The sequence below is a fragment of the Streptomyces sp. AC602_WCS936 genome, assembly GCF_019049125.1.
Classification (GTDB): Bacteria; Actinomycetota; Actinomycetes; order Streptomycetales; family Streptomycetaceae; genus Streptomyces.
Genome location: NZ_JAGMUF010000011.1, coordinates 31,180 through 44,483, shown reverse-complemented (window position 1 = coordinate 44,483; position 13,304 = coordinate 31,180). Strand labels below are relative to the sequence as shown.

At 68.6% G+C, this 13,304-nt stretch carries 6 protein-coding genes; 3 read left to right on the top strand and 3 right to left on the bottom strand.

Annotated elements, in window-relative coordinates; genetic code table 11:
* Positions 1–44 precede the first annotated feature (44 nt).
* The gene (pglX, locus tag KUM03_RS05540; RefSeq protein WP_217245863.1) at positions 45–3,761 is read right to left on the bottom strand and encodes a BREX-2 system adenine-specific DNA-methyltransferase PglX; all 3,717 of its coding nucleotides are present in this window, start codon (positions 3,759–3,761) and stop codon (positions 45–47) included.
* 167 nt (positions 3,762–3,928) lie between these two features.
* Between pglX and KUM03_RS05535 the strand changes: the two genes are divergently transcribed.
* Genes KUM03_RS05535 through KUM03_RS05525 form a run of 3 tightly spaced genes read left to right on the top strand, consistent with a single transcriptional unit; the run spans position 3,929 to position 7,277 of the window.
* Positions 3,929–4,459, top strand: a complete 531-nt coding sequence (locus tag KUM03_RS05535; RefSeq protein WP_217245862.1) for a hypothetical protein — start codon at positions 3,929–3,931, stop codon at positions 4,457–4,459.
* A complete protein-coding gene (locus KUM03_RS05530; RefSeq protein WP_217245861.1) occupies positions 4,456–5,826 on the top strand; it encodes a KGGVGR-motif variant AAA ATPase in 1,371 nt (456 codons plus the stop codon). The genes KUM03_RS05535 and KUM03_RS05530 overlap by 4 nt, the downstream gene beginning before the upstream one ends.
* Positions 5,826–7,277 (top strand): hypothetical protein, encoded by a 1,452-nt coding sequence (locus KUM03_RS05525; protein ID WP_217245860.1) that lies wholly within the window; start codon positions 5,826–5,828, stop codon positions 7,275–7,277. The genes KUM03_RS05530 and KUM03_RS05525 overlap by 1 nt, the downstream gene beginning before the upstream one ends.
* 96 nt (positions 7,278–7,373) lie before the next feature.
* Here the strand turns inward: KUM03_RS05525 and KUM03_RS05520 are convergent, their stop codons facing one another.
* Both KUM03_RS05520 and pglW read right to left on the bottom strand, forming a co-directional pair.
* The gene (locus KUM03_RS05520) at positions 7,374–8,786 is read right to left on the bottom strand and encodes a hypothetical protein (RefSeq protein ID WP_217245859.1); all 1,413 of its coding nucleotides are present in this window, start codon (positions 8,784–8,786) and stop codon (positions 7,374–7,376) included.
* A 48-nt stretch (positions 8,787–8,834) separates the two neighbouring features.
* Complete coding sequence (pglW, locus tag KUM03_RS05515) at positions 8,835–13,244, bottom strand: BREX system serine/threonine kinase PglW (RefSeq protein ID WP_308406254.1); 4,410 nt, start codon at positions 13,242–13,244, stop codon at positions 8,835–8,837.
* Positions 13,245–13,304 lie beyond the last annotated feature (60 nt).

Here is a 13,304-nt window from a genome sequence, read left to right as displayed (position 1 = left end):
TTCCGGTGGGGCAGCGCGCGCCACTGCCCCACCAACCTCTCCGATTACTCGGCGTCCAGCGCGGGCTGCTTCGCCGCCGCCTTGCGGCCACGCGTCTTCCGCACCGGACGCCACGCCTTCAGCTCCTCCACACCGACCTGGTGCTTGCGGAGCTGGTTCTCGTACTCGGCCTCCAGCTCGTCCGCCGGTACGTCACCCCACTCGTCGTCGTACTCGCCGTGCCACTGCTTGACCCACGGCATGACCTCGTGGAGGCCGGCGAGCAGCGGAACGATCCGCTCGGAACTCCAGCCGTCCCGTGCCGTACGGGCGGCCAGCAGCTCGAAGAGGGCCTGAGCCTGGTCCTTGTGGTCCCAGCCGGCCCAACCGAGCATCAGCGTCGAGTCGCTGTCGGGCCCGGCCTCAGGGTACGAGATGAACCGCTCCTTGGGCACGTCGAGCTTGCCGCGGTTCGACCAGTAGGAGGCACGGGCGAAGTCGGCGGACGTGTACTTGGGCGGCACAGGGATGTCGAGCCGCTGCCCGGTACGATCCTCCTCGCGCTGCTGCCGCCAGACCTCTTCCCACTGCGCGCGCTTGCGCAGGCCGGGGTCCTTGTAGCGCATCGCGGCGAGGTAGGGCACGTGCTCGTCGGTGATTACGTCGGTCAGTATCTGCGCGAGAGGCAGGTCGGGCTTATCAAGGTGGTCGGATGCGTAGAGCGCGGCGACGGAGACGAAGTCCTCGTCTGCCCCGAGTTGGTCGGCGAGGTAGTTGACGGTCATCGGGCGGGGGCGCTTGAGCCCGTCCCGAACCTCGTACCACAGCTCAGGTTTCTCACAGCGGTCCAGCAACCAGCTCCGCAGCGCAGCTCGCTCCTTCTTCTCCCACGGCTCGGCAGCCCAGCGTCGCTTGCACTCGGGACGCTCGATGAGGGCGATGTCCTTGCGGGAGTTGATGATGTCGATCCGCGCCTGAACGATGTCTCGGTACCAGTCGGGCCAGTGGGTGGGGATCTCGGTGACGGGGATGGAGCCGTGCCGGGTGAACCAGGCGGTCTCCGCCTCCCCAGCAGCCACCTTCCGCGCGAGCACGATCTCAAAGGCACGCTCACCGAGGCGCACTTCGGGCAGGGCAGCGCCATCGACCGCAACGGTACGGGCCAAGTCCGACTGCGTGAGCAAGCCGTACTGGCCGTAGACCTCCCAGTCCATCTCTTCCTGCGCGGCGATCATCCGGTTCCGTGTAGCGACGTAGCCGGTATGCGCCGCGTCCAGCGCCTCCCGCGAGGGAACGCCCGCTTCACTCACAGCGGATGACTCATGACCCGCCAACTCCTGAGCGAGAACATCCAGTTTCCGGGCCAGTCCCAGCGGAAGCCGCTCAGGTAGAGGGAACTCTTGGAGCTTGGTTCCGGTGAACTCGTAACGCTCTTCCCAGTCCTCGTCCTGCAGACCGCGCCCGAGGCCACTGCCACCCTTCCCCTGACTAACCTGCTTCAGCCAAAAACAAGCCGTCGAAGAGTTCAGCACCCCCAGCAGTTCCAGGTGCTCCTCCTCGCCTGCCTCAGCACCAAGCTTGATGGCAGGAGCAGTACGGTTGAAGACTTTCCCGCCACGGTCTAGCACGAAATGAGCGTGTGTCGCAACGAACGGAAAGGCCAGGCTAAGTGGAACGGAAAAACGCTCCGGGTGCCAGCGACTCCATTCAAACCAAGTAAGACCGATCTCTTCATGGGTGCCGCCCGGTTCTCGCCGAACACGGAGAACACTCCTGCGAGGCCACAGCACTTTCGTAACGGATAGAACAGAATCATCGGCCGCAAGATCACTATCATAGGGGAACAGCGCACGCGTTTCCGCATGCAGATCCCAGTCGCGAATAACGTTGCCCTCGACTAGTGCAACCACACGGGATTCGGGTACCCCATACCGCTCCCACGTCCGACCTGCCGCGAAGTACGCCTCATCGCCACCGGTGTGCGCAGTTCGTCCGATGACTCGCGCTTTACCACCAAGCGTAGACGCAGCGGCCGCCGACAACCCCAAGAACACCTCCGCGGCTCCACCTCCGCTGAGCGACCAAGGTGCCTCAGAAAATCGATCGCGATCCAAGTCTCCAACCGATACCCAGGGAGTTTCACTTCCAGGTCTCAAGTAGTTCTCTTGAATCGCCCGCCAAACCCGACCTCTAGCAGCCACTTCGGGCTGGTCAGGCTCACCCCGAACCCCCAACACTGCACGAACCGGGCGATATTCGCTGGGAACTCGATTCCTCCCGACGAGGATGACCGTGGGAGTTCCATGCCCCGGAATATATGCGCCGGAAGTGTCGATGACGTGTGAGAGCTCGACTTCAGTTCGGAACACAACCTCGATAAGGTCCCTGCCGAACTCTCGCTTCATGAACGAGTTGGCAGTAATCTGACCGACGAACCCACCGCCGCCAGCGGTACCGCCGGCACCTTTGACCGCCAGCTCAAAGAACCGCTGAGCGAAGGGCACAGAAAGCGCATACTGGCCGATACTCGCCTTATACGCCTTCTTATAGTTGCCCTTTTCCTGCTTGTCTTTGACTGTAATGTAAGGCGGATTCCCCACCACCACGTGATAAGAACCCCGCCCCAACAAATCAACCTTCTTCGCGTACTCCCACACATCCTCCGTCGAATACGCGAACGTCTTCCCCTCCTCCCGCCCGATCTGCACCTCGGCGAACAGCGTGTCCAAGTCCGTCTGAATACCCGCCGCATCCCGCCCATGCAGCAGCGAGTCCCCCACAGCCACGTTGATCGGGAACGGCGGCGCGTCCTTCAGCCTCTCCGCCCCCGCCGCTCGCATGGCAGCCACCAGCAGCCGGAACCGCGCGATGCTCACCGCGTACGGGTTCTTGTCGCAGCCGTGCACGGACTCCAGGGACCGGCGCACCAGCGTCCACACATCCGTGCCCGGCTCGGCCGCACGCCACTTGTCGAACAGCCGGTGGAAGATGCCCAGCAGGAAGTGCCCGGACCCGCAGGCCGGGTCGATGGTGCGCAGGCCGAGCCGTTCCTCACCGTCCGGGCCCTCCCACACCGGGTTCAGGCCAAACGCGTCCGTCGAGACTGCCGGTTCCAGCGTGAGGTCGAGGATGAACTCCTCGACGAACTCCGGGGTCTGGAGCAGCGCGTACGTCTTGCGGGCGTGCTCGCTGAGGTCCTGGTACAGGTCACCAAGGAAGCGGGTGTCCCACTCGGGGTCGGTGAAGTCGTAGCGGATCTCGCCCTCGGCGCCCCACCTCCGCCAGAAGGACAGCAGCTCGGTCGCCGCCTCATAGCTGGGCTCGATGTCCCACAGCGGGTTGTGGGCCTTGTCGAAGAGGCCGGCCGCCGTGTCGTTCGCCTCGCGGATGGCGTCGAACGCGGCGAACAGCCAGTCGCGGTTGTTCTTGGTCGGGTGCTCGCGGAAGTACGCCTCGTGCCGGGCCTCCGCCTCCGCCAGCCGCTCCCCCGGGCCGGCGATGTACGGCTCGTCGATGAGGCCGTTGTCCTCGCAGAAGCGGACGAAGACACATGCCAGTACCCAGGCCGCCGCGGACTGGGTGACCCGCTCGTCGCGCCAGGCCCCGTACGTCGCCGCCGTGCGCCGGGCCTCCCGGGCGTGCCGGTACTCGGCCTCCAGGCGATCGCGGATCTCGTCCACGGACTCCGTGCGCGCCCGCAGGTCGTCCTCCAGGGCCGCGACCTGTCGCTTGAGGTCCTTGAGCAGGGCCGCCGGGTCCACACCAGCCTTGACGTCCGTCACGTTCCGCTTCCTTTTCGATGCACTGCGCGTTCCTTGCGGCTCTCTCGTCCACCGTCGCAGTCCGCGCTCAGAGCACCAATCCTGCCAGGCCGCATGCGGTGGGCGCAGGGCGCCTGGTATGCGGAAACGCTCCCTTTCCCGCTGATCACGCCGATAAGGTGATCGTCGTGACGGCTCCGACGACTTCCGCCGCCCCGCCACCGGCCTTCCGGGCGGCGAGCGGCCATCATTACCACTCGGCCAGGCTGGCCGCCGGCGACCGGTTTACCATCGCCGCCGACCATTCGGCGGGGCTGGCCGCCGAGTGCGCGATCAAGGCGATCCTCCTGGACTACCTGGGTTCCCGGCTCAACGACAAGCAGCGGCCCTACAACGGCGATCTGGAGCTGAGCTCGCAGCCGAACCCGCCCGGCGGAAAGTGGCGCAAGCAGGACCGCAAGGAGTACCTGCACGAGCACCTCCCCGACCTGTGGGGACAGCTGACCACGATCCTCGACCGTCGGCGCGCACGCGAGACAGGGGTCCTGTTTCTGCGGTTGATCGGGCACAACCCGTTCCACGACTGGGACGTGTCCGGAAGATACTGCGACGGTACGGCGATCAGCGACGCGGATCTCGACCGGCACCTGCGGGCGGCGTACGACCTCCTCGCCGCTCACGAACAGGCACGCATACTCGGAACCGGGGCCCTCGCATGACGACACCCAGCGCGGGCTTCGACCGTTCGTGGCTGGCCGCACAGAAGGTGGCCGAGGACGCTGCGGCGCTCGGCCGTGACGTCGTACTCGCCCGTGACCTGCTCGGCCGGGCCTCACTACTCATCGACGACATGGACGATCGGCTCGCACCGGACTCCCCCGAACTCGTCGCCGTACGTGACCGGTTCGTCGCGGTGACCCAGCCGTTCACCGGACTGGAGCCGGTGCAGACCGCGCGCTCCATGTTCGCGCCGGAACTGTTCTTCACCGCGCCGGAACTCACCGAGGTGAGCCCGCGCGGCGACGGTGTCGGCAGGATCTGCACGCTGGAACGCACGGTCGTCGGAACCGACTGGCTCCAGCGCGACGACGACAGCGCCTCCGGGACACCGGTCTCCCGGCGGGACCGGCGCGTGGCCCTGTACGGGTACAAGGGCGGTGTCGGCCGCTCGACCGCGACCGCCGTCCTCGCCCGCCACCTCGCCGACCTGGGTCGGTGCGTACTCGTCGTCGACCTCGATCTGGAATCGCCCGGCGTGTCCAACCTGCTCTCGGACGAGGCGGGCAGACCACGACACGGCATCGTGGACCACCTCGTGGAGGCCGCGGTCGGCAGCGCGGACGACCTGGAGCTCGTCGGACGTGCCTCCCTGCTGAACTACCAGGGCAACGGGGAGGTGTTCCTCGCCCCGGCATGCGGACTGCCGCTGGAGGGGCAGCCGTACAGCTACCTGTCGAAGCTGAACCGCATCTACACCGACCTCCCGGCCACCGGTGACGGCGCACCGCCGCGTCCGTTCGCCGTCCGGCTGGAGCAGGCCATCGCCGCGTGCGAGGACCAGGTCGAGCGGCTCGCCCGGCGCCCCGACCACATCCTGCTCGACAGCCGCGCCGGCATACACGACATCGCCGCCGTCACGCTCACCCGGCTCAGCGGACTCGCCCTGCTGTTCGCCGTGGACAATCCCTCGACCTGGGAGGGCTACCGGATGCTGCTCTCCGAGTGGCAGCGCCGACCGGACCGTGCGCGCGAGCTCCGGGAGAGGATCAGGATCGTGGGCGCGATGTTCCACTCGGCGGGCGACACCGAACGGCTCGGTGTGCTCCGCAAGAACGCCTACGACCTGTTCGTGGACACGCTGTACAACCTCCCCGACGAGGACGAGCCCGAGCCGTTCTACACGCCCGCCGGCCAGGTGGACGACGCCCCCTACGCGGCGATCCCCATCCTGTTCGGCAACGACCTGGTCGGGCTCGATCCGCTGCGCAGCCGCCGCTGGCCCGAGCTGCCCTTCGTGGAGGCGGCGTACAGCAAGTTCACGACTACGGTGGAACGTCTGCTGCCCGAACCGCACGAGGACGCGTGATGAGCGAACCGACGCCCGCCGACTACCGCAAGCTGCTCATCGAAGCGCTCGGCTCGGCTCCCGACGCGAACACCACCGGCCCAGGTCTGCGGACCCTGTTCACTCCGTCCTCGCACCGGCTGGCCCTGGACCCGGACGTCACCGTGGTGCGCGGGGCACGCGGTACGGGCAAGACGTTCTGGGCCAAGGCACTGGTCGACGAGCGGCTCAGGGAGATCGCCGCCGCGTCCTACATGATGCCCCGGCTCCGCCGCACCAGGGTGACCACGGCGTTCGGGCTGGAGAGCGAGGAGGCGGGTGAACCGCCCTTCCCGTACAAGCGGACACGGGAGAAGCTCGTCGCGGACGGGGCGACCCCGGACGAACTGTGGGCGGCGATCGTCCTGATGGCCCTGAACGTGCCGGAGATCCGCCGCATCGAGGGCTGGACCGACCGTGTCCGCTGGACGCGGGACAACCCGGAGGCCTACGACGCGGCGATCGCCGCAGCCGACCGGGAGAGCCGCGAGCGCGGTGAGACCCGCGTGCTGCTCTTCGACGCCCTGGAGCACCTGCACGGCGTACGCGAGCAGACGGACCGGTTGCTGTCCGGGCTGTTCCGGCTGGCGCTGGAGCTGCGCCTGACCACCGGCACCCTGCGGGCGAAGATCTTCGTACGGCCGGACATGTACGAGAACGCGCCGAAGATGTTCCCCGACGCGTCCAAGCTCGGCGCGAACGCCACGGACCTGGAGTGGAGCCGGGAGAACCTCTACGGGCTGCTCTTTCACCAGCTGGGCAACCACACCACGCCCGAGGCCGAGAAGTTCCGCACGGCGACCGGCATCTGGCGGCAGGAGGAAGGCCGCCACGTCGCGCCCGTCGACGTCATCGCCGACCGGAAACGCCAGGAGGAAGTCTTCATCACGCTCGCCGGGCCGTTCATGGGGACGGACCGGCGCAAGGGGCACACGTACACCTGGGTGCCGAACCACCTGCAGGACGGCAAGGGCCGGGTCAGTCCCCGGACGTGGCTGAAGGCCCTCTGCAAGGCTGCCGTACTGACCAGCGAACGGCATGCGGGACACCCGGTCCCCCTCCACTACGACGCCATCCGTGAGAGTCTCAGCTCCGCCGCAGACAGCAGGGTGGCCGAACTGCAGGACGACATCGGCTGGGCGGCCCTCGCGGTCGAACAGCTGGAGAACGCACAGGTCCCTCTCCAGGCCTCGGCCGTCCACTACGCGTGGCACCAGGGCTCGCTGGTCAGCAAGGTACGGGAACAGCTCAAGGACGAGCGCTCCGGCAGCGGTCCACGGGAGCTGGAGAACCCCGTGGCGCTGCTGGAGGAGCTCATCGAACTAGGTGTGATGACCCGGCGCAGCGGAGAGGCGATCGACCTGCCGGACATCTACCGGCTGGCGTTCCACATCAGCCGCAAGGGCGGTGTGCCCCGCATGCCCGTCAACTGACACCGAACCGCAGTCGCCGGGCGGGGCCCGATGCTCCGCCCCGGCGGCCGGTTACCGCAGCTTGGCTGTCGACCAGTGGTCACACAGGGACGCTGTTCATCGAGCTGCCCTGCGCTGCGCGTTCCGCGCCGCCTGCGGCGCCTCCTCTCCGCTCAGCGTGGCGAGCACGAGGTTGCGCTGGCCTCGGAAGCTGCGGATGACCTGCTGGCGGACGAGGTCGGTGCTCGTGCCGGTGGTGCCGATCTGGCCCGTCTCCACCAGACGTGTGAACAGCGTGTTGTCCAGGTAGGCCGGGACGTTCTTGTAGCCGAACCGGACGGCACCGCCCCGCCCGTCCTTCAGCCGGGCGTCGTCGCGCAGCGATTCGAACTGCCGGCGGGAGAAGTACATGCCGTGGATCATCTCCGTCGTGTGCGGCAGCACGGAACGTGGATGGCAGAGCTTGATCCAGCTCGGGCTGGGGTCCAGCCTCTGCTCGTCGGCCAGACCGGCGTGCCTCTCCGCGTACCGGTCGAGGCTCTTCATCCGCCGGAGCTCCTTGGCGAGGTTCCTGTCGCCTGTCGGGTAGTAGAAGCCGCCTCGTTCCGCGTCGAGCTTCTTGTACTGCACAAGGACAAGGCTGTGGCGCGTGACGTTGTAGAAGATGATGTCGCAGCCGAGGGCCTGCTCCGCCTGGGTGCGGTTGGCGTTCGCGACCAGCAGCGTGCGACCGTGCTCACGGAACCTGCGCCAGGCCACATGGTTGGTCTCCTCGCTGAGCCACCCGTGCATCGCGCGAGTGTCCTGCATGATGAGATGGTCCTCGAGAGCGCGCTGGTTACTGAGCCTGTCGGAACGGGCCGGACGGTCCTGCGGACGTTGCTCCGGTGAGTCGAGCAGTTCGTCAGGATGGCGGGCTGCTCCCACCATGTCGAGGAACAGCGGGGGCACCGTGTCGTCGTACAGCTCCTCGGCGGGTGGATCCCACTCCGCCAGCTGCGGGGCCTGCATCCCGGCCATGCGCGTGACGGCGAGTGTCGCGTCGCGCTGCAGCGCCACTTCCTGTGCCGCCCGCGAGTCGCCGAAGTCCCAGGAGTCGATGGCTCCCTCGATCAGCTGGACCGCTTCCGTCAGCTCTGGCCGCAGGCGCAGTAGCCGGGCGCGTATCGCCTCGCCCGTCCCCTTGCTCTGGTGGCCCTCCTCGACCAGATGGCGCCGCTGGACCGCGGTCAGTCCGTCGAGCAGCTCGACGAGCCGGAGAGGTCTGCGCAGTCGGCGCACAGTAGTGACGCGCAGTTGCTGGTCCTGGTCCTTGGCCCCACGTCGGCGGACGGACTTCCCCACTCGGGTGACCTCGAAGCGCCCGTCACCGTCCATGGACGCGATCAGGAGCAGATGACGGCCCTTGGACCACAGATCACGCCCGCGCGTGAACGACCACTCCCAGTCGTGCCGACGGGACTGATGCAGCTTTTCGAGGAATTCGAGGTACTCGTCCTCATTTTCACGGCACTTCATGATCGCCACCATGGCCGTATCCTTGCCGATCCCTCTGACAGGCTGGTCTCTTCCGGCCATTTACGCCGGCTGCTTGAGAAACCCCCCGGTGAGGTAGGCCAGTTCCCCGTCATTCCGCAACGCCTCAACCGGCTGACCGTCCAGGTGCGGGTCCTGCGTGCGGGACTCCATCGGGCACAGCAGCCACAGCCCGTGCGGTCCCTCCGACGGCCTGCGGGAGGCTGCCTGGAGGGTGACCAGGAATGTTCGGCCGCCCTCGTCCCAGTACCGGGCGATCAGACCCACGTCGTGGAGGAAGAGCACCGTGCGCGGCTCGGCGGAGCGGGCGGCGAGGTCGTCGGCGACCCGCTGCCACACGACGCGGACGAACGTGGCGAGGCCCGGCTTCACCCGGCCCGGCGCGGAGGCCGCGTCGGCGCGGAGGACCGTCCGCCAGTCCTGGCTCTTCTCCTCCACGAGCCGCTTGAACTCCCGCAGGAACAGCGCCCCGAGATCGACGGGCACCACCGGGAAGCGGGCGGCGATCATTTCGGCCGTGCCCTGCAGACGGGCGGCCTTGACCGTCAGGGCGAGGAAGCCGCCGCGACGGACGCTCTCGGTGAGCTGCTCGCGCAGCTCACTGTGCGGGTCCTCGGGCTCGCGGCGCACCACGGACCGTACTGGAGGAAGCATGCTGGTGACCGACCCCGTGGAGGACCAGGGGCCGATCGACCTCGGCAGCGGAGGGAGGAAACGTCCGGCCTCGTCGTCGTGACGCAGGTCGAAGCGGGCCGCCTGCAGCGCGTCCTCCAGCACTACGGGGGTCGGCTCCCGACCGTCCGACAGGACGTCCAGGTCGGGGAAACGGGCTCGTACCCGGGCGACGAGTTCCGTCGCGGTGATCCCCCGGTCCGGCCGCACGCCCGCGCCGGCCTGCGAGATGCGCAGCGCGCGTTCCAGGCTCAGGTCACGCCGGTACAGCTCGAGGCGGGGGGTGTGGCGCACCACGGACGACGCCACGGCGGCGGCCAGCGGCACCAGGCGAGTGTCGGCGAGCGGCGCGAAGCCTTCCGGGACGGGTACCGCGCGCAGTTCGCGCACCACCTCGGCACGTCCTGGGAGGGGCTCCCGTTTGGCGAGCCTTTCCGCGGTCGTGCCGAGTTCCGCCGCGTAGTCGGCCAGTTCATGCGGGTTCGGGTCGTCGGTGCCAGGCAGGGACTCGGACGCCAGCAGCACCGTGTCGCCACGCCGGTGCACGGCGAGGCGGGGCTCATGGCCTTCCTCCTCACGGGTTTCCGCCTCGACGGCGGCCCGAACGACCGCCAGTGACCGGGCCAGCACGCGCTCGGGGCTGTCGTCCTGCGCGCCGTGCAGGGCCCGCAGCTCCTGCGCGGCCTGCGCGGCGGTCATCACTCGACCGAAGTTCGCGACGATCTCGACCAGTTCCGTGCACACCGTCTGCAGCCACTCGGCCTCGGCCCACCGCTTGATCTCGGCCCGGTGGTGGCGGGAGACCGGCGGCTGCTTGATGCCCAGGTGATCGGCTATCCGCGCCTGCACGGGCCAGGTGCCGAGCGGTGACAGACCACTCTCCTCGGGCGGCAGTCCGAGGGTGAGGCGCACCACGTCAGCGCGGTGCGAGCCCTTGCGGCCGGGCGGCGGGGTCAGCAGGTCGACCATGTCGTCGACCGACAGGATGCCGGTGACCCCGGCCTGCGCTTCCTCGTCCCTGGCCGCAGAGGCGGCCTTGCGCGCGGCCGGTACGGCGGCCTTGCCCCGCAGAGCGGCCACCCACTGGTTGCGGCGGCGGTTCAGCTCCTTGCGCACCAATGGGCCGGCGCCACGGGCCTTGGAGATCACGGACGGCTGGACGTCCAGCAGCTGGCCTACCGTGGTGGCGCCGAGACCGGCGGCGACCGTCACCGCCCGCGGCGACAGGCCGGCCAGCTCCAGCTCCGTGTGGGCGTCGGCGGCCAGGGCCGCCCGGTCCCGTGCCTGCTCGGTGTCCTCCGCCTCGGTGCCCACTGTGGAGGGGGTGGTCGGCGGCCGGTCCGTGTCGGCGTCCCGGAACACCTTCTGCCAGGCGTCCTTCATCTGCCGCAGCGTGTCGAAACGGTGCTCGATGTCACGGTGCAGGGCGCGCCGGAAGAAGGCGGTCAGGCCGGGCTGCAGGGGCCGGTAGAAGAGCTCACCGGTGATGTACAGCTCGGCGGACTCGTTGGTGAGCGGGTCGATGCGGCCGTCGCCCCACAGCGGCCGCTCACCGCTCGCCATCTCGTGCAGGGTGACGGCTGCGGCGTAGCGTTCGGCGTGGTCGTCGAAGTGCGGGCGGCGCACGGATCCGAGGAACGGGTCGAGATAGCCGCGGGTGCCGGCCTTCACGTCACGGTCGGAGGCGTCCGTCAGCGAGAAGTCGAACAGCTTGAGCTGCCAGGTGAAGTCCTTGCGGCGCTGGATGCCGAGGTTGTCCGGCTTGATGTCACGGTGCCGGACGCCGTGCGCGGCGAGCTGGTCCAGCGCGAGGAACAGGTCCTCACCGAAGTGTTCCAGTTCGTCGTAGCTGAGCTGTCCCTTGCCGCGCAGCCGGGCGCCGAGGGACTGCTCACCCGCGTACTCGAGCTGCAGGACCGTACGGGAACCGAGCTCGCGCAGGCCGTCCCCACGTAGCTGGACGACGGCGCCTCCGCCGACCAGTTTCAGGGCGCGTTCCTCGGCGCGCAGCCGGTCGGCCTTCTGCTCGTCGAGAGCCACCTTGAAGACGCGTTCCTCGACGCGGATCGTGCCGTCGTCGTCCTCCACGGCACGCTCCACGAGCAGGGCGCGGGCCGTGGCCCCCGTGCCGAGGACCCGGCGTACCGACCACTCCTCGTCCAGGGCCTGGCCGGGCAGCGCCTCCAGCGGGTCGACGGTCGGCGCCGCCGCGGAGTCGTGCGCGGCACCGGCCCGTTCCGCTTCGTCGAGGAGGTCCAGGAACTCCTCCGCGGAACTGAGCCGGTCGTTGACGTCGGCGCGGGTGGCTTTGTAGACCAACGCGTCGAGCGCGTCGGACACGCCGTCGGCGACCGCGAAGAGGTGCAGTCCCGACTCGGTGCGCAGCCGCTCCTTGAGGACGCTGCGCTGGGGGGCCGGCGGCTTGCCGGTCAGGATCAGGTAAGAGACGGCGCCCAGACCGAAGACGTCCAGGTCTCCGGGATCTGGGAAGGGCTGATCCGTCTCGGGTGCGAGGTAAACGTGGGCGGCGTCCTCGATCAGCGCCGCGTCCAGGGCGGAGCCGCCGATGGACCGGAAGAAGGTGGCATTGCTGTCGAAGTCGCGGGCCGCGGTCTGCCAGTCGGTGATGCGTAGCTCGGGGTGCGCGCCCTCGCCCCGGAAAGACACGTAGACGGAGCGGGCCGCCAGCGCGCGGTGGTAGAGCGAGCGGCTGTGGGCGTACCGGACGGCCTCGGCGAGCTGGCGTACGAGGTCCAATCGGGTCTCGGGGGTGAGCTTGTCGCCGTAGGTATCGAGATACTGGTCCAGGCGCAGGTCGGTGTGACGGTGGCGGAAGAGGATCGCCGGTCCGCCCTCGTGGTCGCGCAGCTCCATGGCGTCGGCAATGCCGCGGTGCGTGATGCCCTGGAGGACCTGGTACTCGCGGCGTGCCGCGCGCTCCGTCTTCTTGCGGTCCGCTTCCGTCGCGCCCTGGCTGACCAGGTAGATTCGCACCCGGCCCCCCTCCTGGGCGAGACCGTCATCCCTCTTGGCCAGGCGGTCCTCCCACGACGCGCCCGCGTCGAGGGGGTGCGGCTCCATTTTCCAGGCGTCACCGAAGCGCAGATGGCCGGTCGACTGCCGGATACCGATGGTCTTGAGCAGCTGCGGCAGCCGGTGGCGCGAGAACTCCTCCGTGACACGCCGCTCGGGACGCTCGGGGGGCAGGCCGAGGAAGTCCTGCCAGATGCGGTTCAGGCCGCTCGCGCCGTCGTCGCGCCCGTACACGCGGATGCGCTGGACCTCGTCGAGGTGGCTGACGAGGTCGGGGGCCGACAGGAAGACTGCCGGCTCGATGCGCGGGACCATCCGGTCGCTCTGGTGGAGCTTGCGGGCGGCCCACTGGAGCTGGCTGCGCAGTTCCTTGGACTTGAGGTCGTTGAAGTGCAGCGGGTTGTTGAGGGTGCGGGTGCGGTCCTTGCCGCGGAAATTCCAGGTCGAACCGGTGTTGTGGAGCTCGCCGGGGTGACTCTTGATCTCGACGAGGAAGAGACCGGCGGGTACGGCGATCAGCAGATCGCACTCGTTGACCCGGCCCGACTGGGCGGTGAAGGAGAAGGTCGCCCAGGCGCGGTACGGCTCGGCCGCGGGCATCAGACGCCTGACGTGGTCCAGCGCCTCCTGCTCCCAGGAGTAGGGGGAGGGACGCTCCTGGAACCACTGCTCGGCGGGCTTGACCGGCCCCGGCTTGGGCACGGCCGGACCGGGCGTTCGCCGCGGGTCCCCTCCCGTTGCTGCCACTACGTCGGCCTCCTCACCGATTCGTCCCTCAGGATCCGACAAATTCCTGGTGGAGCCTAC

Excerpts from the sequence above, each read along its gene's own strand:
- KUM03_RS05530 (WP_217245861.1), top strand. The coding sequence starts at position 4,456 with ATGACGACACCCAGCGCGGGCTTCGACCGTTCGTGGCTGGCCGCACAG.
- KUM03_RS05520 (WP_217245859.1), bottom strand. The coding sequence starts at position 8,786 with ATGGTGGCGATCATGAAGTGCCGTGAAAATGAGGACGAGTACCTCGAA.
- KUM03_RS05525 (WP_217245860.1), top strand. The coding sequence starts at position 5,826 with ATGAGCGAACCGACGCCCGCCGACTACCGCAAGCTGCTCATCGAAGCG.